A 20,396-nucleotide genomic window follows, 5' to 3' on the forward strand; every position below is an offset into this window, starting at 1 on the left:
CATGAAATGGGAAGGCAACCGCGAAAGCGATAATGTGGAAGACCGTCGCGGCGAGGATGGCGGCGGTGGCGGAGGCGGTGGTTTCGGCTTCGGCGGGCGTTCCATAGGTCTGGGCACGGTCGCCGTGGCGCTGGTGGCGTCCTATTTTCTCGGCATCAACCCGCTCACGGTGCTGCAGATGCTGAGCGGAGGCGGCGGCCAGCCGGTACAGGTGCAGCAGCAGGCGCCCGCGCACAAGCCGGCGGCCGACGATCAGATGGCGCGTTTTGTTTCGACCGTGCTGGCCGATACCGAAGACACCTGGGAGCAGTTGTTCCGCGCCAGCGGCAAACAATATGTACAGCCCAAACTCGTGCTGTTTTCCGGCAGCACGCCGACCGCCTGCGGCACCGGCCAGACTGCGACCGGCCCGTTCTACTGTCCGGGCGACCAGAAGGTCTATATCGATCTCAGTTTCTATGAACTGATGAAGCAGCGTTTCAAGGTCTCCGGCAATTTCGCGCAGGCCTATGTGATTGCGCACGAGGTCGGCCACCACGTGCAGCATCTGCTGGGCATTTCCGACAAGGTCGACGCCGCGCGCCGGCGCTCCACTGAAAAGCAGGCCAATGCACTGTCGGTCAGGCTTGAATTGCAGGCCGATTGCTTCGCCGGCGTGTGGGCCTATCACGCCGATCAGGCCCGCCATATTCTGGAAGACGGCGATATCGACGCCGCGCTGAATGCAGCGTCCGCCATCGGCGATGATGCGCTGCAACGACAAGCGCGCGGCGAGGTGGTGCCGGATTCATTCACCCACGGCACCTCGGCGCAGCGCGTGTCCTGGTTCAAGCGCGGCATTACGCAGGGCAAGGTGAGCGCCTGCAATACCTTCGAAGCCAAGCAACTTTGAATGTTGATTTAACCCATACTGACAAGGACACTTCATGCATATTTCCTACTGGTGCATCCTGATCGCCGGCCTGATGCCGATGTTCACCATCGCCATCGCCAAGCGCGGCCGCAAGGACTTCGACAACTCGGAACCGCGCGCCTGGCTGGACAAGCAGACCGGAGTGCGCCGCCGCGCCGACTACGCGCATCGCAATCACTTCGAGGCCTTTCCCTTCTTCGCCGCAGCGGTGCTGGTGGCGCAACAGGCCGGCGCGACGCAATATCTGATCGACTATCTGGCGGCGGCCTTCATCGTGATCCGGCTGGCGTATACTTACCTCTACCTGAACGACAAGCCGTCACTGCGCTCGTTGTCCTACCTACTCGGAATAATCTGCGTGATTGCGCTCTTTGTCGTCGCCGCCATGAGCGCCTGAACCCAAGCCGGACCCACATCAAAAAATACGCCATGAGCCACGAAGACCCGCTGAACAGCCTGCAACAATTGCGCAATGCGCTCGATGCCCTGCGCGGCGGCCGCAGCGATGTTGCCGCGCTATGCCGGACCTGGCGCGGCCAGACCGCGCTGCTGCAAAGCTTGCCGCCCCGCTATGAGCAAGTGGCGGAAGACCTGCTGGGCCGGCTGGAAGCCGGCAGCCTGTTCAGCGAAGAAAGCTGCTCGTTCAGTCAGGGCGACCTGCTCAACAGCCTTGATACCTGGCTGGACAAGGCGCAGCAGACGGTCGCTGCCGCGTAGGCCCCAAGCGTTCCCAAAGCTTTCACGCATCCGGGTTCGCCGATTCAATACCGGACATCTGCCCAGTCTCCCCAAAGCAGATGTCGCCCTCCCCTTTTCATCTCAAGATCCCATTATGCAAACCCTGGAATTCCAACTGCAAGGCCCTTACGTCGAACTGAACCAGCTGCTCAAGCTCTGCGGGCTGTGCGACAGCGGCGGCGCCGGCAAGGTCATCGTGGCCGAAGGCAATGTGCGCGTGAACGGCAAGACCGAATTGCGCAAGACCTGCAAGATCGTCGCCGGCCAGAAAGTGCGCCTGGGCGACGTCGAAATCCGCGTGGTGGCTGAATGACGCAGGCGGCTGCAGCAAGCGATCAGGTCGCAGCCATCCTGGAGTTCTGGTTCGGCGCCGATCATGCGCAAACCGAGGCGCATGTCATCGTCAGCCGTCAGGCAGCACCGTGGTGGGGCAAGAATCCAGAGGTCGATCAGGACATGCGTGTGCGTTTTGGGCCGCTGCTGGAAGACGCCGCGCAGAACCGTCTGGCGGATTGGGCCGAGCAGCCGCAATCCATGCTGGCGCTGATCCTGCTGCTGGATCAGTTCTCGCGCAACATCCATCGCGGCACGCCGCAGTCCTTCGACTACGACGACATGGCGCGGCAATATTGCCATCTGGCGCTGGCCATGGGCCTCGATCAGCAAGTGACGCCGATCCAGCGCGTGTTCTTTTACCTGCCGCTGGAGCATTCCGAAGACGCCGACGATCAGCAATACTCGCTGCAGCTGTTCCGTGCGCTGGCGAAGAACGCTGCAGGCGCCGACCAGGCCTGCTTCGACGATTTTCTGAAATTCGCTCAGCGCCACGCCGTGATCATCGAACGCTTCGGGCGCTTCCCGCACCGCAATCAAATTCTCGGACGCGCTTCCACGCCCGAAGAAGTCGAGTTTCTGAAGCAACCCGGTTCCTCATTCTGATTTTTCTCTTCCACGCAGGCTGAGGCGGCCCTCCTGCTTCAGCCTCGCGCCTGTTCCAGGCACTCCACCTCGAGCATTCGATCGCAGTTGCGAATAATTTCCAGCCTGTAGCGATATATGCGCGCCTTCGCGTACAGCACAGGCGGATCATCGCCACGCTGACATAAACTCATTCGCTCATTTTCTACCGCCGGCAACGGCGACTTCTCTGCAACAGGAGAGGCTTGATGAGCACGATTTCCACATCCAAATTCAGCTTCCGCATTTCCTCAGGCTTCAGCCTGATTGAAGTGCTGATCGCCATGCTGGTTCTGAGCAGCGCTGCGCTCGGCATGATCGCCCTGCAATTGCACAGCCTGCGCATGAGTCGCGACAGCCTGCTGCACACCAGCGCCATGCAACTGGCGGCGGAGCTGGCGGACATGATCAGCAGCTTGCCGGCCCAGGCCATGGCCGGTGAACCCTATCTTTTCAGCATCGACAGCACGCAGCCGGTGCCGCCCACCGGCAACTGTTATCGCAAGCGCTGCGCGCCTGAGCAATATCTGGACTTTGAATTGCGCGACTGGCAGCGCCGCGTGCTGATGCTGCCTGCTGCACGCGCCGTGGTCTGCCGCGACAGCTCACCGTGGCGGCAAGACAGCCTGCAATGGGATTGCGATCGGCAGCCCTCGGCCGCGCTGGTGATCAAGATCGGCTGGCGTGCGGGCAGCGCACATGCTGCTGGGGGCAAAGACCCGCAGTCAGCGCCGCAGTTCGTCTTGCCGGTTGGCGAGCCGCCCCGCTGATGGATCGCCACTCAGGTTTGCTCGCTCACGAGCATCTTCTGCGCAGACGGGGATGTGTGCACCATCCTGCATCGACGCCCGCCCGGCAACGCGGCTTCACCCTGATCGAACTGATGACGGCGCTGGGACTGGGTCTGCTGGTGGTGCTGGCGGCGACGGCCATGCTGCTCAACGTCAAGAACACCTATCTGAGCCTGCATCACCACAATCAACTGCAAGAAACCGGCCGTTATGCGCTGGAGCAGATCGCGCGTGCGCTGCGCCAGACCCATCATCTGCCGTGGGAACACTGGCTCAATCAACAGCGCAATCTGAACCCGCTGCCGCCCGCGCTCTACGGCGTGGACGACAGTCGCGGCAGCGCCAATCCCGATCCCGAGCGGCCATCGCCTGCGCGACGCGACGGCATCAACGGCAGCGATCTGCTGATGATCGGCTATTTCGGCTCGGGCCAGCCGGCGGACGACACCATATTCAGCTGCGGCACCGGCGGCATGGGAGCGCCGTCCAGCCTCGAGCCGGGCGAACGCGGCTGGACCGTATTCTCCGTCGCCACCGGGCGCGGCAACGAACCGGAACTGCGCTGCCAGTATCGCGGCAAGAACGGCATCTGGAGCAGCGACGCCATCGCGCGCGGCGTGGAAAACCTACAATTCCTATTTGCGCTGGACAGCGACGGCGATGGCATCCCGGAACAATTGCTGGCGGCCAGCCAGCTCAGTCCGGCGCAATGGCAACAGGTCGTGGCGGTCAGGATCGCGCTGCTGGTACGTACGGAAGCCCATTTCGGCGGGCGCACCGGCGAAGCCAAAAACGCCAGGCCGCGTGAGCACGATCTGTTCGGCAGCGACTACAGCCGCAGCAATCCGGGCGACACCGGCAGCCGCTTTTCCGAGCCGCGCGAGGATGGCCGCACCCGCCAGGTCTTCAGCCGCATGGTCTGGCTGCGCAATCCGCCGGCCGGTCTGGTGTTGCGGTGATGGCTGTGCGCCAGACCCGGCCGCATCAGCGTGGCGCCGCCTTGCTGGTTTCTTTGATCATGCTCACCGCAATTCTGCTGCTGGGCGCGGCCACCGCCGAAATTGCGGTGCAGGGAGAATACGGTGCGCGCAACCAGCGCGACCGCCTGCTCGCCTATCAAGGCGCACAGGCAGGACTCAACGATGCGCTGTTCGACATCGTGCACGGCAGTCGCGCCGAGCTGTTTACCGCAAGCTTGACCTCTGCGCAAGACAAGGAAGACGATTCCGGCTTCCCGCATGACAAACTCTGCCATGCCGACGGCAAACGACGCGGCCTGTGCGGCGCCGACCTGCAAAACCTCAACTGGAAAAAGCTGGAACTCAGCCAGGCCGGCGGTGCAGTGGTGGAATACGGCAGCTTCAGCCATCGCCGCTTTACGCAGGAAGGAGGCGTCTTGCCGATGCAACCGCCGCGTTATGCCATAGAACTGATTCAGTTGCCGCCGCCAAAAGGCAGAGCGGGGAACGATACGCAGACCGGCACGGCAGACAAGCCAATACAGCATCTCTTCCGCATCACCGCCATCGGTTTCGGCAACCGCGAGACGACGCAAGTCGTGCTGCAAATGCTGATCCGCAAGGATGCCGCCACACCCGGCCGGGCGGCGCGCGCGCAAGTGCTGAGCTGGAAAGAAATCAGCGGCTGGAAGCGCCGTTCGGCCGACAGGAAATGAATCACCCCGGATCGCCCGCCTGGACTCACTTCCCGCCTCTTCTCAGGAGCCCGCTCATGCACATTCACATGCACACCCCAGTCTTTGCGCCCTTGCCGAATAGTCCCTGCTTCCCGCGCGACGCCGGCCGTCCGCGGCGCCCGTCCAACACCGGCTTTACCCTGCTGGAACTGATGGTGGTGCTGGCGCTGGTCGGCCTGCTGGCGGGATTCGGCTTCAAAAGCTATCAGCAATATGTCCTGCGCATGAAGCGCGTCGAGGGCCGCAATGCCTTGTATTTGCTGATGCAGCAGCAGGAACGATATTTCTCGCAAAACAATAGCTATCTGCCCTTCGATGAAGCGCTACAGGCCGGCGGCCTGAAATGGCATTCGGCCGATACGCCCGCTGCCAGCGCCTATCAATTGCAGGCCGCAGCCTGCGACGGCGACGATATCCGCCACTGCGTAAAACTGTCAGCAGTGCCGGGCAGCGCCGTCGTCAATACCGGTTTTCACGATCCCGAGTGCGGCACGCTGACGCTCAATAGCCGTGGACTCAAAACCCAGGCTGGTCGCAGTGAAGGAAAAACTGCCGGTCCAGGTTCTGCCGTTTGCTGGTGAGACCAGACATGAACAACACATTGATTGCCAGGGAAATCAAGCCTGGAACGAAGCCGTCGGCCTTCCCAAGCCGACGCCCGGGCGGCTTCACTTTGCCTGAATTGCTCGTCACCATGCTGATCGCGGCCATCGCCGTCACCACCGCCTTGCCGGGCCTGCGCGATTTCCTCGCGGCGCAGCAGTTGATCAGCGCCAGCAACGCTTTCCTGCATGCCATCCATCAGACCCGCTCGGAAGCCATGCAGCGCAACGACCGCATGCAGATGTCGCCGCTGGATGGCAAGGACTGGCGCAGCGGCTGGCGGATTCATGCGCCGGAGAACGGCGCGTCGCCCGCCGCCATCGTCAGTCAGCACGATGCCCTGCCCTCCGGCCTGGCGATCAGCTATACCGGCGGCGGCCAGATCATCGGCTATCAGGAAAACGGCCAGCCGGCCAGGAGCGGCAGCTGGCACTTCTCGCTCAGTGGTCAGAGCCGCGTGATTTACATCAACTTCCTCGGCCGCGCGCGCATCTGCGATCCGCAACGCGACGGCAACTGTGGTGCAGCCTGAACCGGCCGCCATCTGCTCGGCATTACCGTAGAGGCAGCGCCGAAGATGCAGCACCATGCCCGGGCGTGTATATTGACGGGCTTCAGGATCAGGCAGGCAAAATCACCGTACAGCCGGAGCTTATGCGTACACATAGGCCTCCTTTATCCGGCCGCGTTTTGACCTGATCCGCCCCCATCGCAGCCCGGCAGACGACGAGACCAGATGAACGACACCCTCTACCAGATCACCATCGAAAACGACCAGCAAGCCATGGCGCTGGCCTTGATCCAGGCCGGTTTCGGCATTCTCAATACCACGCCCAATCCACGCGTCGGCTGCGTCATCGTCAAGGACAGCCGCATCATCGGCGCCGGTTTCACCCAACCGCCGGGCGGCAATCATGCCGAAATCCAGGCCTTGCAGGATGCCCATGCGCGCGGCCAGGATGTGCGCGGCGCCACCGTCTACGTCACGCTGGAGCCCTGCAGCCATTTCGGTCGCACGCCGCCCTGCGCCGACGCGCTGATCAAGGCCGGCGTCGGCCGCGTGGTCGCCGCCATCGCCGATCCCAATCCGCTGGTGGCGGGGCAAGGCATGGCCCGCCTGCAGGCCGCCGGCATTGCCACCGCCTCGGGCGTGCTCAAGGATGAAGCGGAAGAAATGAACATCGGCTTCCTGACTCGCATGCGACGCGGCACGCCCTGGGTGCGCATGAAAAGCGCGGCCAGCCTGGACGGCAAGACCGCGCTGCACAACGGCAAGAGCCAATGGATCACCAGCCAGGAAGCACGCGACGACGGCCACATCTGGCGCGCCCGCGCCTGCGCGATCCTGACCGGCATCGGCACCGTCAGGGACGACGACCCGCAACTGAATGTGCGCGCCATCGAAACGCCACGCCAGCCGCGCCGCATCGTGGTCGACAGCAAACTGGCGCTGGCGCCGGCAGCGCGCATCGTGCAAGGCGGCGGCACCTGGGTCTTCACCGCCAGCGACGACGCGGCCAGAACGCGCGCGCTGACCGACGCCGGAGTGGAAGTCATCCTGCTGCCCAATGCCGACGGCAAGGTCGATCTGCCGGCGGTGATGCGTGAACTCGGAAAACGCCAGATCAATGAATTGCATGTGGAAGCCGGCTCCAAGCTGAATGCTTCGCTGATCCGCGAAGGCTGCGTCGATGAGCTGCTGCTGTATCTGGCGCCCAGCCTGATCGGCGACGCGCGCGCCATGTTCGACCTGCCGCCGCTGGACGATCTGGCCGGCAAGATCGATCTGCGCTTCTACGAGGTCAAGCAGATCGGCGCGGATTTGCGTATCCTTGCAAGATTCTGAAGCAGCTGCGCATTGCATGCTGTGGCCCGGCGCTTGCCTGATCGGCAATGCCTGTGCGGCTTGAATGCCGATATTGAATCGCGGCATTCAAGCCCTATATTCTGAACATCTTTCAGGGTGCGATGCATCGCCAGGCCTGAGCAGTTTCAAGCGCCTCCCCCATTCGTTTCAACTCACAATCCGGATTCCAGCATGTTTACAGGTATCGTCGCCGCCGTCGGCAAAATCACTTCCGTTCAAGCTCTGGGCGCCAGCGCCGATGCCGGCGTCCGCCTGAGCATCGATGCCGGCGAACTGCCGCTGCAGGACGTCGCGCTGGGCGACTCCATCGCACTCAACGGCGCCTGCATGACGGTGGTGGAAAAAACCGCACAAGGTTTCACGGTCGATGTCTCGCGCGAAAGCCTGAACCTGACTGCCGGCCTCGATGCGCCGGGCGAAGTCAATCTGGAAAAAGCGCTGACGCTGGCCGAGCGCCTGGGCGGCCATCTGGTGTCGGGCCACGTGGATGGCCTGGGCACTGTGCAGAAATTTGAACCGGTGGGTGAATCCTGGGAGCTGATCGTCGAAGCCCCGAAGTCGCTGGCGAAATATCTCGCCTACAAGGGCTCGGTGGTGGTCAACGGCGTTTCGCTGACCGTCAACCGCGTGGAAGACCTGGCTACCGGCTGCCGCTTCTCGATCAACCTGATACCGCACACCATCCAGGTCACCACGCTCAAGCATCTGCACGTGGGCGGCAAGGTCAATCTGGAAATCGATCTGATTGCGCGTTACGTTGAGCGCATGCTGTCCATCGCCAAGTAAAGTCGAAGTGCCGGGCCGAACTTGGCCCGTTCACGAAACCTGCGACTCCCAGGTCTGCATCAGCCGTTGAACAGCCCGCCCGTGTGAAGAAACAGCACGGTGGCGCCGTCAAATTCCGCCGAATTCTCCACTGCGTCGACCAGGGCATGAAACGCCTTGGCGGTGTATATCCGGTCGAGCGGCAGATCCCATCGTTGCCGGCAATCGCGAATGAAGTCCAGCAACTCCGGCGTACTTTTTGCGTAGCCGCCGAAATGGTGGCCGGCGTGAACGGCGACTTGTCGCAGGTAACTGTTCACAAGCGATGGATCCCCGAGCAGGGATGAGAGCAGACTGTGCATCTCTGCACGCGAGTCGAAGCCCTTCAGCACCGGCACCACATGCACGGTGGTCGATGCGGCTGCGCCCGTCAGCAATCCGCAACTGGTGGTGGTGCTTCCTTGCGCCACGAATACGTGATGCACCGGCTCCGCGATCTCGTCCCAGATTTCCTGACACCCTTTTAGCCCCTCCGGCATGGCGCCGCCTTCCGGCACGAACAAGCAATGCGGGTGGCGCTGCATCCAGATTGCCTGTTGCGCCTGCATGCCGTTGGCGTCGTATTCCGGGCGCGGCAGGAAATGCAAGGCCATCCCGAGCTCCGCGCAGGCGTGCAGATTCTGGTTGCTTTCTGCAGTCAGTTCGTCGCCGCGCACCAGGGCTATGGAGGTCAACCCCGCTTCACGGCAGGCTGCCGCCGTCGCCAGCAAGTGATTCGAAAATGCTCCGCCCAGCGTGAGTATGCCTTTTTGATTTTGCCGGCGCGCCAGTTGCAGGATGTACTTCAGCTTGCGCCACTTGTTGCCCGAAACATAAGGATCGATCAGGTCGTCGCGCTTGACGAGCACGCGGATGCCGCGCCGATCCCAGTCGGGATGCGGCAGCTGTTGCAGGATGGATTTTTCGGTTGCGAAGCGATGCATGGTCGGCAGCCAGCCTTCTGCCTAGTCTGCGGATGCGGTCTGCTTGTACAGCGCCGCCAGCAAAGTCTTCAGCCGCTGCAGATCCGGCGAGGCATCATCGCGGCGGTAATTCATGATGACCGGCGAGGTCACGTTTCTGGTTTTCAATCCGCGATAGACGACGTCGTCGCGCTTCAGGCGCTGCACCGAATCCGGCACCAGCGTGACGCCGACACCGGCGGCCACCAGACCGATGGCGGTCTGCATCTCATTGACTTCGATCACGTTGGACAAGGCCAGTCCGTGCGCGCGAAACAGTTGCAGCACGTGGTCGGCGTAGCTGGGACGCGGGCGCGCGGGGTAAAGGATAAAAGGCTCGGACACCAGTTGTTCCAGCGTCGGCTTGCCGCCCTTGAGCAAGCGATGCTTGAGCGGTAAGGCGGCCACCAGCGGCTCGTCGGCAATCACTTCGCATACCAGTTCGGCGTCGTCCAGCGGCAGACGGCCGAAGCCGACGCTGATGCGGCCGGCTTTCAGCGCATCGGCCTGCTGCACCGTGGTCATCTCGGACAACACGACGTCGACATCCAGACTCGATAGACGATAGCGGCGGATCAGTTCGGGCAGAAAACCGTAGAGCGCCGACGGCACGAAACCGATGCCGAACCAGCGGCGCTGACCCTGGCCGATGCGCAGCGCGGCGTCCTGTATTTCTCTGACGCGCGACAGCATCTGCGTGCACTGTTCAAGGAAAAAAGTGCCGGCGGCGGTGAGCGCCATCGGGCGCGCGTCGCGGTCGATCAGCGCGGTGCCGATCTCTTCTTCCAGCTGTCGAATCTGACGAGACAGCGGCGGCTGCGCCATATGCAGCAGCTCGGCCGCCTTGGTGAAATTGAGCGTTTTTCCGAGCACTTCGAAATAACGCAGGTGACGCAGTTCCATCCGACCCTCCAGAGTATCGTGAGGCAAGGATGCGATATTAGCTGCTTTTGGCACAAATGCGCCGGCCGCCTGCCAGGTGTTAAACCTGGCAGGCGGCCGGCGACATCAGATTGCTATGCTGGACAGCAAGCGCGCTCAGCGCCCAGCCTCAAGCGAGTGTGACAAATAGCGGACTTGATCAGGCGCGTTCGCGCTGCACTTCACCGCTGGGCAGGCCGGATTTCTCGGCATGCATCGCGAAGTCGAAGTCGATCAGATCGAAGGCGCTGCTGACGCCCAGACCGACTTCAGCAATACGGCCCTTGTCTTCGATGCGGGTGATCTTGGGGATCAGACCTTCGCGCGTGGCGAAGGCGAAGTCATCCCACAGGAAAGGATCGCCGTCGATGTTGATCTGCGTGGTCAGCTTGCGCATGCCCGGCGCCGAGATAAAGAAGTGAATGTGCGCAGGACGCGTGCCGTGGCGGCCGATCTGTTGCAGCAATTTGTCGGTCGAACCACCCGGCGGCACGCTGTAGCCGACCGGCATGCTGCTGCGGAAACGATAGCGGCCGTCGCTGCCGGTGCGGATGCTGCGGCGCAGATTGAAGGCCGGTTGCGATTGGTCGAAGTGCGAGTAGCCGCCCAGATGGTTGGCATGCCAGACCTCCACCAGCGCGCCGGCGACCGGCTTGCCCTGCTCGTCCAGCACGCGGCCTTGCATCACCAGCGGCTCGCCCGGTTCGCTGCCGTCGTCGAGACGCGCTTCGCCCTTGGACTCAGGCGCGCCGGCCACGTACAGCGGGCCTTCGATGGTGCGCGGGGTGCCGCCGGTGACGCCGGCTTGTGCATCGGCTTCGTCCAGGCGGACGTCGAGGAAATGCTCGAAGCCGAGGCCGGCGGCCAGCAGGCCCAGCTCAGGCGCTGCATGCTGCAGGTAGTTGACGCCAGTCCAGAATTCGTCAGGTTGGATATCCAGGTCTTCAATCGCGTAGAACAGATCCTTGACGATGCGATTGACGATGAGTTTCAAGCGGGGGTTGCCGACGCCGGTTTCTTTACTTTCAATTTTTGCCAGTAAAGCGTCGATTGCCTTGCGGTCCATGTGATCTCCTTAACGTTTAACACTTTATTTTTAGTCACCGCCGGGACTGGCGGTGCTGTCTGCATTGCTGAATTTCGTCACGACCGGAATGCATGCGGGCAAGGCGCCCGGCAAAAACATGCATCCCTATTCAATCAAGCGCTTTAGCGGAAACCTGCCGGTGTTGCCGTGCGCTGTGGCGCATCTTTTCGGCAGGCTCCGTGCGACTATTTCAGCCGACCGCAAACACGGTCAGCGTGCTGCGGTCGCGCCGCATGTACGCCAGTTTTTCTTCATCCAGCAGCACACCCAGCCCGGGCGTGGCCGGCAGGTGCAGCTCAAAATCGCGATAGTCCAGCGGCGCGCTGAGCAGTTCTTCGGTCAGCAGCAGAGGACCGAACAATTCGGTGCCCCAGGCCAGCTCATCAAAGGTGGAAAACAATTGCGCCGAGGCCATGGTGCCGACCCCGCCTTCTAGCATCGTGCCGCCATACAGATCGATGCCGGCGGCACGCCCGATCGCGGCCACCTGCGCCGCACCGACCAGCCCGCCCGACTGCGCGATCTTGATCGCGAAGACATCGGCGGCATGGCTGGCCGCCAGCTGGAAGGCGTCGACCGGGCCATGCAGCGACTCGTCCGCCATGATGGGCAACAGAGCGCGCTGCGTCAGGCGCTGCGTGCCGGCATTGTTGTCGTCGGAAATCGGTTGCTCCACCAGATCGCAGCCGGCATCCTTCAGGCCCGGCACGCCGAACATGGCATCGGTCTCGCTCCAGGCCTTGTTGATATCGACCCGCACGCTGGCGCGCTCGCCGACCGCGCGCTTGATGGCGGCGACGTGGGCCACATCTTCGCGCACGCTACGGGCGCCGATCTTCAGTTTGAAAATATTGTGGCGACGCAGATCCAGCATTTTCTCCGCTTCTGCGATATCGCGTGCGGTGTCGCCGCTGGCCAGCGTCCAGGCGACCGGCACCGCATCGCGCACACGGCCGCCGAACAGGCTGCTCAGCGGAATACCGAGACGCCGCGACTGCGCATCATACAAGGCGGTTTCGATGGCGCATTTGGCGAAGCGATTGCCTTGCACGGTGTCGCGCAGTTTGGCCATCAACAAGGCAATACCGGTGGCGTCGCCGCCTAGCAGTTGCGGCGCCATATAGGTATCGATGTTGACCTTGATGCTTTCCGGACTTTCTTCGCCATAGCTCAGACCACCGATGGTGGTGGCTTCGCCGAGGCCGCTGAAACCGTCGGCGCAACGGATGCGCACCAGCACCAGCGTCTGGCGGTTCATGGTCACGACTGACAAGCGGTGCGGCCGGATGGTCGGAACGTCGACCAGAATGGTTTCAATCGATTCGATGCGTGCTTGCATGGCGGCCCTGGAATTATTTTCTAGATGGGCCTCATGGTAGGCGCGCTGCAAGCGGCTGTCCAAGATCAATAAGGATGTGCCTCATACCTATTGGGTATCGCCAGGGCCACGGCTGAAACAGGCACAACTTGATGAGATTGCATGCTGCATCGCAAAACAAAGAGGCAACAGGCAAATCGTGCAGCCAAACGACAACGCGCCCTTCAGGCCGTTATCGGCGGCACTGAGGGCGCGCTAAAAACTAAGAGAGACAAGAAGTGCTACGGGGGAACTACTGCCGCAAGCAATCGCGCTTGCGGCTCAGTCGCTTTGCTTAACGACGATAGTAACCGTCGTCGTAGCGATAGACCTGACGCACTTCATAACCGCGTTCCACATAACGTGGTGGCGGAGGCGCATAGCGTGGCTGTTCGTAGTACACGCGTTGCGGCGCTTCGTAATAGACCTGCTGCGGCTGCTGATAGTAGACGGGCTGCGGCGGCGCCTGATAGACCGGTTGCGGCGCCGAGTTGGCGTTGGCAATCAGAGAACCGATAGCGACTGCGCCGATGATGCCGGCCGCTATGGCGACGCCGTTACCGCCGCCACCGCCGTGATAGCGGTCGCCGGCGAAAGCTGAAGTGGTGATGCCCGATGCAAGCAAGGTCACGAGCACTGCAGATACGATTTTTTTGCTGGCCATGATGTGGCTCCTGTCTTAAAAGTCCGCTTTAACTCAGTTCTTTGCGGCACGGTTTCAATATAGGCCAGCTTGTATCGATTTAGATGTTTTACGAAACTCCGTTACATTTCTTACGAGATTGTGTCTGAGCGCACGCTTTTGGGCTGTCCCGCTCAAGCGCTCAAGCCAGCGTTGCGGTGCGCACACGCCGCCACAGCAGGCCGGCGCAGCCCAGACAGACCAGCAACAACACCAGACTGAAGGCGGCCACAGCCTGCCAGCCGCCGTGTTGCCAGAACCAGCCGCCGACCGAGCCGATCAGGCTGGACCCCAGGTAATACGCCAGCAGATACAGCGCCGAGGCATGGCCCTTGGCACCGACCGCCATGCGCCCCACCCAGCCGCTGGCGACCGCATGCGCGGTAAAGAAGCCGATGGTCATCAGCACGATGCCGGTGATCACCACGTCCAATGCCGATGAGGCGCTCAGCAGCAAACCCGCAATCGAGATCAGCACACCCGCCGTCATCAGCGGCCCGCGACCGAAACGATCGGCCAGCGCGCCGGCCCAGGAGGACGCCACCACGCCGAAAATGTAGGCGCTGAACACCAGACCGGTGGCGCCCGCGCTCAGGCTGAACGGCGCCGACATCAGGCGGAAGGCGGCATAGTTGTAGATGGTCACGAACACGCCCAGCGACAGACAGCCGACCGCAAACAGCAAAGGCAGACTGCGGTGCTGCAGATGGCGGCGCCACAAGCGCAGATGATCGCCCATGGTCAGATGCAGCTTGCGCACGAAATTGCGTGAAGGCGGCAACATCAGCACGAAGGCGATGGCCATCGCCAGATCGAGCGCGCCGACCGCCAGCAGGGCCACGCGCCATGAAAAGAACTCGGTCAGAAAACTCATGCCGACCCGCCCCATCATGCCGCCGAACGCGGTGCCGCCCACATACAGGCCCATAGCCAAACCCAGACCCTGCGGCGCGATCTCTTCGGCCAGATAGGCCATGGCAATCGCCGGCACGCCGCCCAGCGCCATACCTTCCAGCGCGCGTGCCGCCAGCAGCAGATGCCAGTCGGGCGCCAGCCCGGCCAGCATGTTGAAGACAGCGGCCAGCGCCATCGAAGCGAACATCAGGCTTTTGCGGCCGAGACGCTCGGACAGCACGCCGCCGACCAGAATCGAAAACGCCAGAAAACCGGTCGACAAGGACAGCGCCAGCGAACTCTGCGCGGCGCCGATGTGGAATTCTTCGGTGAATGCGGGCAACAGCGGTTGCACGCAATACAGCAGTGAGAAGGTGGAAAAACCGGCCAGAAACAAGGCAAAGCTGACGCGACGATAAGTATCGCTGCCGGGCAGGATGCCGCTCTCGCCGGCCTTGGCCGACTGCTCCGGGACGGGATTGCGCACGGTCGTACGATCCGGTCCGGCGAGGCTTTCGGTATCGATCAGCGTGGCCATGGCGCGTGGACCATCCTCGCCATCCTGTGTCGCCGTCTGTGAGTGCAAGGCGGCCGGTGTCTGCATTGCGTGCGGTGTGCTTTTTGTGCCGGGCCGCTCGTCGAGTGTTGCTGTCTTCATACCCTGCTCCAGAACAGTTCGTCGCAGCTAATGCTGCCAATGGACTTCAGTTTGAGAGCATTGTCGTGTATTGTCCAATATATATCACTAGCCACCAATATCTATAAAACAGATACCATGGAATTACGCCATCTCCGTTACTTCCTCGCCGTCGCCGAGGAATCCAGCTTCACCAAGGCCGCCTTGAAAGTCGGCATCGGCCAGCCGCCGCTGAGCATGCAGATTCGCAATCTGGAAGAAGAAATCGGGGTGGAGCTGTTCCGGCGCGGTTCGCATGGCGTGGAATTGTCTGAAGCCGGGCACGCCTTCATGGTGCATGCGCGACAGACGCTGGACGAAGCGCAGAAGGCCGTGCGCGCGGCGCAGCAGATAGGGCGTGGCGATGCCGGCCAGCTGCGCATGGGTTTCACCACGTCGGCGGCGTTCAACCCGGTGGTATCCCTTTCGATTCAAGCTTTCCGCGAGCGCTATCCGGCGGTCGAAGTGTCGCTGATGGAAGCCAATTCAGCGCATCTGTTCACGCATCTGGAAGACGGCCGGCTGGATGCAGCCTTCGTGCGCCCCAGCAGTCTCGTTGCCGACAGCCTGGAGCTGCGCCACTTCCCTTCGGAACCGATGAAGATCGTGATCCCGCGTTCGCATCCGCTGGCAAGTCGTCGCGCCCTGCCCTTGTCGGCACTGGCGCAGGATCCTTTCATCATGTTTCCACGTTCCAACGGCGTGGCGCTGTATGACGAAGTGATCCGGGCCTGCCGCGAATCCGGTTTCGAACCGATGATCAATCAGCAGGCGCCGCAACTGTCTTCGCTGGTCAATCTGGTGGCCGCCGGGCTCGGCGTCTCGGTGGTGCCGGAAGCGATTGCGCAGATCAAGCTCGACGGCGTGCGCTACCTGGACATCCGCGGGCCGCGTCCGCTGGCCAAGCTGGCCTTTGCTTACGCACGCGACAAGTCGGCCATCGTCAGCAATTTTCTCAACATGCTGGACTGACACGCCGCCGGCGATGGACATAAAAAAGCCCGCAGTGGATTTCTCCCTGCGGGCATCTTCATCTGCTGACCTCTGAATCGGCAGTTGAAGTCTTCCTCTGACTACTCCACTTTCTTGCGGGCACTACGGTAATCAAGCCACTTCATTCACTCCACTGCACTCACTACATTCACTGCGCCGCTCAGGCTGCGTAGCTCAGTTCGCCGATCGGCAGCGGCTGCTTGCTGCTCAGTTTGCGGTTCAGCGGCAGATGCACGGTATTGAGTTGCGGTGCGGTCGGCACGTGATCCAGTTTGAACACGCTGACCATGCCGGCCAGGCTGCTGGTCTGATTCTGCATCGAGGCGGCGGCAGCGGCGGCTTCTTCCACCAGTGCGGCATTTTGCTGCGTCACCTGATCCATCTGAGCGATGGCGAGGTTGATCTGTTCGATGCCCATGGTCTGTTCCTGGCTGGCCGCGGTGATGTCGCCCATGATGCCGGTGACACGCTTCACGCTGGACAGGATTTCACCCATCGTGGCGCCGGCTTCATCCACCAGCGCTGCGCCGGCTTCAACTTTTTGCACCGAGTCGCCGATCAGCGTCTTGATTTCCTTGGCAGCGGCTGCCGAACGTTGTGCCAGGCTGCGCACGTCCGAGGCTACCACCGCAAAACCGCGACCCTCTTCACCGGCACGGGCTGCTTCGACTGCGGCGTTCAAGGCCAGGATATTGGTCTGGAAGGCGATGCCGTCGATCACACCGATGATGTCGACCACTTTCTTGGAAGACTCATTGATCGAGTTCATGGTATCAACCACCCGGGAAACCACCGCACCGCCCTTGACTGCGATATCCGATGCCGTTTCCGCCAGTTGGTTGGCTTGCTGTGCGTTTTCTGCGTTCTGCTTCACGGTCGCAGTCAGTTGCTCCATCGCCGAGGCAGTTTCCTGCAGCGAGGCAGCTTGCTGCTCGGTGCGGCTCGACAGATCCAGATTGCCGCTGGCGATTTCAGTCGAGGCGGTAGCGATGGTGTCGGTGCCGCGGCGGACATCGCCGACGATGTTTTGCAGATTGCCGTTCATGTTCTTCAGAGCCAGCATCAACTGACCGAGTTCATCCTTGCTGTGCACGTTGATCTGGCTGGTCAGGTCGCCGGCACTGACGTTCTGCGCCACCACCACAGCCTCCTTCAGCGGACGGGAGATCGAGCGTGTCAGCCACCAGGCGATCAGACCGCCGAGTGCCAGTGAAATCACGCTCATCAGCATCATGGTCAGCTTGGACACTGTGTAAGCTTCTTGCGCCGCCGTCAGATTGGCATGCGAATTCTTGCGCAGCAAGGTATTGAAGGCCGAGATGTGGGCGATCACCTGTTTCAGCAAAGGCATGCAGTCGTTGATCAGCGCATTCTTGGCAGCGTCAGTCTGCTGTGTGGTCGCCAGGCCGCCGATCTTGGTGGCGATAGGCAGATACTTGGCTTCCAGGGCGCGCAGTTCGTCCAGCATGCGACGCTCTTCATCCGTCGCATCTTCGCGATTCTTCATCAGCGCCGCCATTTCATTCAAACCTGCATCGATATCTTTTTGCGCCGAGGTCACCAGCTCGATATCGCTTTTCTGTGCAGCGGGGTCGCCCACCAGCACCAGATTACGTGCACCAATCGCACGCAGACCGACGGCAAACTGCACCTTGCCCAACGACAACAACTTACCTTCATCAACGGAGGTGATGAATTCGACACGCTGATTCAGCGTTGAAACTTGCTGCAAACCGATACCTGCTACTGCAACCAACAGCACCAGTAAGGCGCCAAAGCCCAGACCCAGACGTATGCCGATTTTCCAGTTTTTCATCACGTTCTCCCTTGAGTGGATGTAGCCATTCTCGTGCACCGGACTCGCCTTTGCTATCAGGCTTTTCCTTAGTTCTGTCAACCAACATCACGTAGGAATCGTCCTGCCTGGTCGTCTTCAAAGGCCTACGCACGAATGAGAGCTTGCTGCCAGAACATCTGCTGCGCCACGCCATCCAACCCAAAGCTCAGCCATAGGCGCGTCCAGGGCCGCTCCGCGGTAATTGCCTCATCGCCATTTGATAATGATCAGAAAGGAATTGTCATTCATGAAATACATCATGCGTGTTTTCGGCGCAGTGCATGGCCTGATGGCCCTGCTGTTCGCGCTGGGGGCCCTGCTGCTGATCCTGATTGCCGCGCGCATGGGTTACATGGCGGCAAGCGAGGGACTGGACCTGGCGCAGGCGCAAGCCCTGATCGAGGCGATCGGCATTCTGGCGGCGGCGGTAGTGGCGCTGCAGATCGCCGAAACCATCATCGAGGAAGAAGTGGTGCGCGACGCCGACATCAGCGCGCCGACCCGGGTACGCCGCTTTCTGTCGCGCTTCTTCGTGGTGGTGGTGGTGGCGCTGGCGATCGAGGGACTGGTCGCCACCTTCCGCGCCGTGCATGAGGATCAGCAAAACCTGCTGTATGCCGCCAGCATTCTGGTGGGCGTCGGCGTGATGCTGGCCGGCTGGGGCTTGTTCGTCCATCTGAATCGCTCCGCCGAGGAACTGGAGCCGGACGCGATGGCCGATGCCAAGCGCGAGGATCGCAAACTCAAATAAGGCGCAGGCAATTGCAGAACATGCATGCAAAAAAGCAACATCCTGAAACAACAAAGGTCCACGGGCGACGAGCGTCCAAGAACAAAGATCGCAAGACCCGGTCGAACCGATCTGCCGCAACGCTGGTAGCGAATAAAACATACAAGACTACTGAAAGTGAAGCTATGAACCAACATGATCCGAACCAAAAATCCGAGACGGTCCAGGGTGCGCCGACCGTAGATATTGCCTATCTGCCAAATGAAATCGGTGGCGGACAGCGCAGCGATATCTTTTTCGCTGCGGTGGAGACCACGCGCATGCCGATGATCGTGACCGATCCGAATTTACCGGACAATCCCATCGTCTTCGCCAACCGCGCTTTCCTGCAGATGACCGGTTATGCGACGGCGGAAATCGTCGGCACCAACTGCCGTTTCCTGCAAGGCCCGGAGACCGATCCGGCCACCGTGGATGAAGTACGTGCCGCCATTGAGGCCGGGCGCGAAGTCGCCACCGAGATTCTCAACTATCGCAAGAACGGCTCGACCTTCTGGAATGCGCTATACATCTCGCCGGTGTATGACGGCCAGGGCAAGCTGGTCTACTACTTCGCCTCGCAACTGGACATCAGCCGCCGCCGCGATGCTGAAGATGCGCTGGGCCAGGCCAAGAAGATGGAAGCATTGGGTCAACTGACCGGCGGCATTGCGCACGACTTCAATAATCTGTTGCAGGTGATCAGCGGCTATCTCGACATCATGGGGCTGTCGCTGCGCGCCAACGTGCCGGATCTGAAACGGATTGCACGCAGCGTGGAGAGCATTCGCAACGCCTCCAACAAAGCGACCGTGCTGACCCAGCAATTGCTGGCATTCGCCCGCAAGCAGCGGCTGGAGGGGCGCACCGTCAATCTCAATTCGCTGACCGAGAATCTGACCGATCTGGTGCGCCGCACGCTGGGCGGCAGTATCGAAGTGGAGACCGATCTGGCATCGGACCTGTGGAATTGCCGGGTCGATCCGACCCAGATGGAAGTGGCGCTGCTCAATGTGCTGATCAACGCGCGCGACGCCATGAACGGCAAGGGCACAGTCACCATCAGCACCGGCAATGAAGAACTGGAAGAGGAAGACATGCCCGCCACCTTCGGACTGAAGGCAGGCAAGTATGTATCCATCGCAGTGGTGGATACCGGCGCCGGCATTCCATCCGACATTCTGCATCGCGTGATGGATCCCTTCTTCACCACCAAGGATGAAGGCAAGGGCACCGGCCTGGGCCTGTCGATGGTGTACGGTTTCGCCAAGCAATCGGGCGGCGCAGTACGCATCACCTCGACGCTGGATGCCGGCACCACGGTGCGCCTGTATTTCCCGGCGACGCTGGAAGAAGTCCGGCACTCGCCTCGCCCCGGTATACAGGCTGTGGAACGCGGCGGCGCTGAAACCATTCTGGTGGTGGACGACCGTATCGAGGTCGCCGAACTGGCGCAGGCCATGCTTGAAAGTCTGGGCTACAACGCCGTCACCGTGCATAGCCCGGCCGAAGCGATTGTGGTGCTGGAGCGCAGTGATCATATCGATCTGCTGTTCTCCGACCTGATCATGCCGGGCAGCATGAACGGTGTGGTGCTGGCGCGTGAAGCGCGACGCCGCATGCCGAGCATCCGCGTCCTGCTGACCACCGGTTACGCCTCGGAGTCGCTGGAAAACACCAATGCCGGCGGCGTCGAATTTCAGGTGCTCAACAAGCCTTACAGCCGCGATGAACTGGCGCGCAAGGTGCGTCTGATTCTGGACGGCCCGAACGGAGTAAGCTGAGGATGACTTGGCTGCAGTTGCACATGATTTTTAACCCATGCATAACTTGATCAGAATGGACTACA

At 61.5% G+C, this 20,396-nt stretch carries 22 protein-coding genes; 15 read left to right on the plus strand and 7 right to left on the minus strand.

Going from position 1 to position 20,396, the window contains the following annotated elements:
* Nucleotide 1 precedes the first annotated feature (1 nt).
* The 12 genes from ypfJ (at nt 2) to PQR62_RS02505 (ending at nt 8,351) form a co-directional block, all read left to right on the plus strand.
* Nucleotides 2–892 carry a KPN_02809 family neutral zinc metallopeptidase gene (gene ypfJ / locus PQR62_RS02450; RefSeq protein ID WP_408154415.1) on the plus strand — a complete coding sequence of 297 codons (891 nt, stop codon included), beginning with the start codon at nt 2–4 and terminating at the stop codon, nt 890–892.
* Nucleotides 893–926: 34 nt separating this feature from the next.
* A complete protein-coding gene (locus PQR62_RS02455) occupies nt 927–1,310 on the plus strand; it encodes an MAPEG family protein (protein WP_408154417.1) in 384 nt (127 codons plus the stop codon).
* Between the two features lie 32 nt (nt 1,311–1,342).
* Complete coding sequence (locus PQR62_RS02460) at nt 1,343–1,630, plus strand: hypothetical protein (protein WP_408154419.1); 288 nt, start codon at nt 1,343–1,345, stop codon at nt 1,628–1,630.
* A gap of 115 nt (nt 1,631–1,745) precedes the next feature.
* On the plus strand, nt 1,746–1,964 hold the full coding sequence (locus PQR62_RS02465) for an RNA-binding S4 domain-containing protein (RefSeq protein ID WP_408154421.1): 219 nt from the start codon (nt 1,746–1,748) through the stop codon (nt 1,962–1,964).
* The gene (locus PQR62_RS02470; RefSeq protein WP_408154423.1) at nt 1,961–2,590 is read left to right on the plus strand and encodes a DUF924 family protein; all 630 of its coding nucleotides are present in this window, start codon (nt 1,961–1,963) and stop codon (nt 2,588–2,590) included. The genes PQR62_RS02465 and PQR62_RS02470 overlap by 4 nt, the downstream gene beginning before the upstream one ends.
* Before the next feature lie 227 nt (nt 2,591–2,817).
* Nucleotides 2,818–3,378: a type IV pilus modification protein PilV gene (gene pilV / locus PQR62_RS02475; protein ID WP_408154425.1), complete on the plus strand. Its 561-nt coding sequence runs from the start codon at nt 2,818–2,820 to the stop codon at nt 3,376–3,378.
* Between the two features lie 56 nt (nt 3,379–3,434).
* Complete coding sequence (locus PQR62_RS02480; protein WP_408154427.1) at nt 3,435–4,358, plus strand: PilW family protein; 924 nt, start codon at nt 3,435–3,437, stop codon at nt 4,356–4,358.
* Nucleotides 4,358–5,074, plus strand: coding sequence for a pilus assembly PilX family protein (locus tag PQR62_RS02485; protein WP_408154429.1), 717 nt, complete (start codon nt 4,358–4,360; stop codon nt 5,072–5,074). The genes PQR62_RS02480 and PQR62_RS02485 overlap by 1 nt, the downstream gene beginning before the upstream one ends.
* Nucleotides 5,075–5,142: 68 nt before the next feature.
* Nucleotides 5,143–5,676: a type IV pilin protein gene (locus PQR62_RS02490; RefSeq protein ID WP_408154431.1), complete on the plus strand. Its 534-nt coding sequence runs from the start codon at nt 5,143–5,145 to the stop codon at nt 5,674–5,676.
* An 8-nt stretch (nt 5,677–5,684) separates the two neighbouring features.
* Nucleotides 5,685–6,230: a GspH/FimT family pseudopilin gene (locus PQR62_RS02495; protein ID WP_408154433.1), complete on the plus strand. Its 546-nt coding sequence runs from the start codon at nt 5,685–5,687 to the stop codon at nt 6,228–6,230.
* Between the two features lie 204 nt (nt 6,231–6,434).
* Nucleotides 6,435–7,544, plus strand: a complete 1,110-nt coding sequence (gene ribD / locus PQR62_RS02500; RefSeq protein ID WP_408154435.1) for a bifunctional diaminohydroxyphosphoribosylaminopyrimidine deaminase/5-amino-6-(5-phosphoribosylamino)uracil reductase RibD — start codon at nt 6,435–6,437, stop codon at nt 7,542–7,544.
* Nucleotides 7,545–7,736: 192 nt separating this feature from the next.
* Nucleotides 7,737–8,351: a riboflavin synthase gene (locus tag PQR62_RS02505; RefSeq protein ID WP_408154437.1), complete on the plus strand. Its 615-nt coding sequence runs from the start codon at nt 7,737–7,739 to the stop codon at nt 8,349–8,351.
* 59 nt (nt 8,352–8,410) lie between these two features.
* Here PQR62_RS02505 and PQR62_RS02510 read toward each other — a convergent pair whose 3' ends face one another.
* The 6 genes from PQR62_RS02510 to PQR62_RS02535 all read right to left on the minus strand — a co-directional run bounded on the left by PQR62_RS02510 (nt 8,411) and on the right by PQR62_RS02535 (nt 14,930).
* On the minus strand, nt 8,411–9,313 hold the full coding sequence (locus PQR62_RS02510) for a 1-aminocyclopropane-1-carboxylate deaminase/D-cysteine desulfhydrase (RefSeq protein ID WP_408154439.1): 903 nt from the start codon (nt 9,311–9,313) through the stop codon (nt 8,411–8,413).
* Between the two features lie 21 nt (nt 9,314–9,334).
* Nucleotides 9,335–10,234 (minus strand): LysR family transcriptional regulator, encoded by a 900-nt coding sequence (locus tag PQR62_RS02515; protein WP_408154441.1) that lies wholly within the window; start codon nt 10,232–10,234, stop codon nt 9,335–9,337.
* A 178-nt stretch (nt 10,235–10,412) separates the two neighbouring features.
* Nucleotides 10,413–11,318, minus strand: coding sequence for a catechol 1,2-dioxygenase (gene catA / locus PQR62_RS02520; protein ID WP_408154443.1), 906 nt, complete (start codon nt 11,316–11,318; stop codon nt 10,413–10,415).
* A 211-nt stretch (nt 11,319–11,529) separates the two neighbouring features.
* A complete protein-coding gene (locus PQR62_RS02525) occupies nt 11,530–12,678 on the minus strand; it encodes a muconate/chloromuconate family cycloisomerase (protein WP_408154445.1) in 1,149 nt (382 codons plus the stop codon).
* Between the two features lie 313 nt (nt 12,679–12,991).
* Nucleotides 12,992–13,360 carry a hypothetical protein gene (locus PQR62_RS02530; RefSeq protein ID WP_408154447.1) on the minus strand — a complete coding sequence of 123 codons (369 nt, stop codon included), beginning with the start codon at nt 13,358–13,360 and terminating at the stop codon, nt 12,992–12,994.
* 160 nt (nt 13,361–13,520) lie between these two features.
* Complete coding sequence (locus PQR62_RS02535) at nt 13,521–14,930, minus strand: MFS transporter (protein WP_459251851.1); 1,410 nt, start codon at nt 14,928–14,930, stop codon at nt 13,521–13,523.
* A gap of 117 nt (nt 14,931–15,047) precedes the next feature.
* Here PQR62_RS02535 and PQR62_RS02540 point away from each other — a divergent pair, with 117 nt between their 5' ends.
* On the plus strand, nt 15,048–15,920 hold the full coding sequence (locus PQR62_RS02540; protein WP_408154449.1) for a LysR family transcriptional regulator: 873 nt from the start codon (nt 15,048–15,050) through the stop codon (nt 15,918–15,920).
* Between the two features lie 181 nt (nt 15,921–16,101).
* Here the strand turns inward: PQR62_RS02540 and PQR62_RS02545 are convergent, their stop codons facing one another.
* A complete protein-coding gene (locus tag PQR62_RS02545; protein WP_408154451.1) occupies nt 16,102–17,757 on the minus strand; it encodes a methyl-accepting chemotaxis protein in 1,656 nt (551 codons plus the stop codon).
* A 268-nt stretch (nt 17,758–18,025) separates the two neighbouring features.
* Between PQR62_RS02545 and PQR62_RS02550 the strand changes: the two genes are divergently transcribed.
* Nucleotides 18,026–18,529: a hypothetical protein gene (locus PQR62_RS02550; RefSeq protein ID WP_408154453.1), complete on the plus strand. Its 504-nt coding sequence runs from the start codon at nt 18,026–18,028 to the stop codon at nt 18,527–18,529.
* A gap of 164 nt (nt 18,530–18,693) precedes the next feature.
* Entirely contained in the window at nt 18,694–20,331 is a 1,638-nt protein-coding gene (locus PQR62_RS02555) for a histidine kinase famiy protein (RefSeq protein ID WP_408154455.1), read from the plus strand.
* Nucleotides 20,332–20,396 lie beyond the last annotated feature (65 nt).

This window comes from Herbaspirillum lusitanum, assembly GCF_046025995.1.
Taxonomy (GTDB): domain Bacteria; phylum Pseudomonadota; class Gammaproteobacteria; order Burkholderiales; family Burkholderiaceae_D; genus Herbaspirillum; species Herbaspirillum lusitanum_A.

Excerpts from the sequence above, each read along its gene's own strand:
- ypfJ (WP_408154415.1), top strand. The coding sequence starts at position 2 with ATGAAATGGGAAGGCAACCGCGAAAGCGATAATGTGGAAGACCGTCGC.
- PQR62_RS02455 (WP_408154417.1), top strand. The coding sequence starts at position 927 with ATGCATATTTCCTACTGGTGCATCCTGATCGCCGGCCTGATGCCGATG.
- PQR62_RS02460 (WP_408154419.1), top strand. The coding sequence starts at position 1,343 with ATGAGCCACGAAGACCCGCTGAACAGCCTGCAACAATTGCGCAATGCG.
- PQR62_RS02465 (WP_408154421.1), top strand. The coding sequence starts at position 1,746 with ATGCAAACCCTGGAATTCCAACTGCAAGGCCCTTACGTCGAACTGAAC.
- PQR62_RS02470 (WP_408154423.1), top strand. The coding sequence starts at position 1,961 with ATGACGCAGGCGGCTGCAGCAAGCGATCAGGTCGCAGCCATCCTGGAG.
- pilV (WP_408154425.1), top strand. The coding sequence starts at position 2,818 with ATGAGCACGATTTCCACATCCAAATTCAGCTTCCGCATTTCCTCAGGC.
- PQR62_RS02485 (WP_408154429.1), top strand. The coding sequence starts at position 4,358 with ATGGCTGTGCGCCAGACCCGGCCGCATCAGCGTGGCGCCGCCTTGCTG.
- PQR62_RS02490 (WP_408154431.1), top strand. The coding sequence starts at position 5,143 with ATGCACACCCCAGTCTTTGCGCCCTTGCCGAATAGTCCCTGCTTCCCG.
- PQR62_RS02495 (WP_408154433.1), top strand. The coding sequence starts at position 5,685 with ATGAACAACACATTGATTGCCAGGGAAATCAAGCCTGGAACGAAGCCG.
- ribD (WP_408154435.1), top strand. The coding sequence starts at position 6,435 with ATGAACGACACCCTCTACCAGATCACCATCGAAAACGACCAGCAAGCC.
- PQR62_RS02505 (WP_408154437.1), top strand. The coding sequence starts at position 7,737 with ATGTTTACAGGTATCGTCGCCGCCGTCGGCAAAATCACTTCCGTTCAA.
- PQR62_RS02510 (WP_408154439.1), bottom strand. The coding sequence starts at position 9,313 with ATGCATCGCTTCGCAACCGAAAAATCCATCCTGCAACAGCTGCCGCAT.
- PQR62_RS02515 (WP_408154441.1), bottom strand. The coding sequence starts at position 10,234 with ATGGAACTGCGTCACCTGCGTTATTTCGAAGTGCTCGGAAAAACGCTC.
- catA (WP_408154443.1), bottom strand. The coding sequence starts at position 11,318 with ATGGACCGCAAGGCAATCGACGCTTTACTGGCAAAAATTGAAAGTAAA.
- PQR62_RS02525 (WP_408154445.1), bottom strand. The coding sequence starts at position 12,678 with ATGCAAGCACGCATCGAATCGATTGAAACCATTCTGGTCGACGTTCCG.
- PQR62_RS02530 (WP_408154447.1), bottom strand. The coding sequence starts at position 13,360 with ATGGCCAGCAAAAAAATCGTATCTGCAGTGCTCGTGACCTTGCTTGCA.
- PQR62_RS02535 (WP_459251851.1), bottom strand. The coding sequence starts at position 14,930 with ATGAAGACAGCAACACTCGACGAGCGGCCCGGCACAAAAAGCACACCG.
- PQR62_RS02540 (WP_408154449.1), top strand. The coding sequence starts at position 15,048 with ATGGAATTACGCCATCTCCGTTACTTCCTCGCCGTCGCCGAGGAATCC.
- PQR62_RS02545 (WP_408154451.1), bottom strand. The coding sequence starts at position 17,757 with ATGAAAAACTGGAAAATCGGCATACGTCTGGGTCTGGGCTTTGGCGCC.
- PQR62_RS02550 (WP_408154453.1), top strand. The coding sequence starts at position 18,026 with ATGAAATACATCATGCGTGTTTTCGGCGCAGTGCATGGCCTGATGGCC.
- PQR62_RS02555 (WP_408154455.1), top strand. The coding sequence starts at position 18,694 with ATGAACCAACATGATCCGAACCAAAAATCCGAGACGGTCCAGGGTGCG.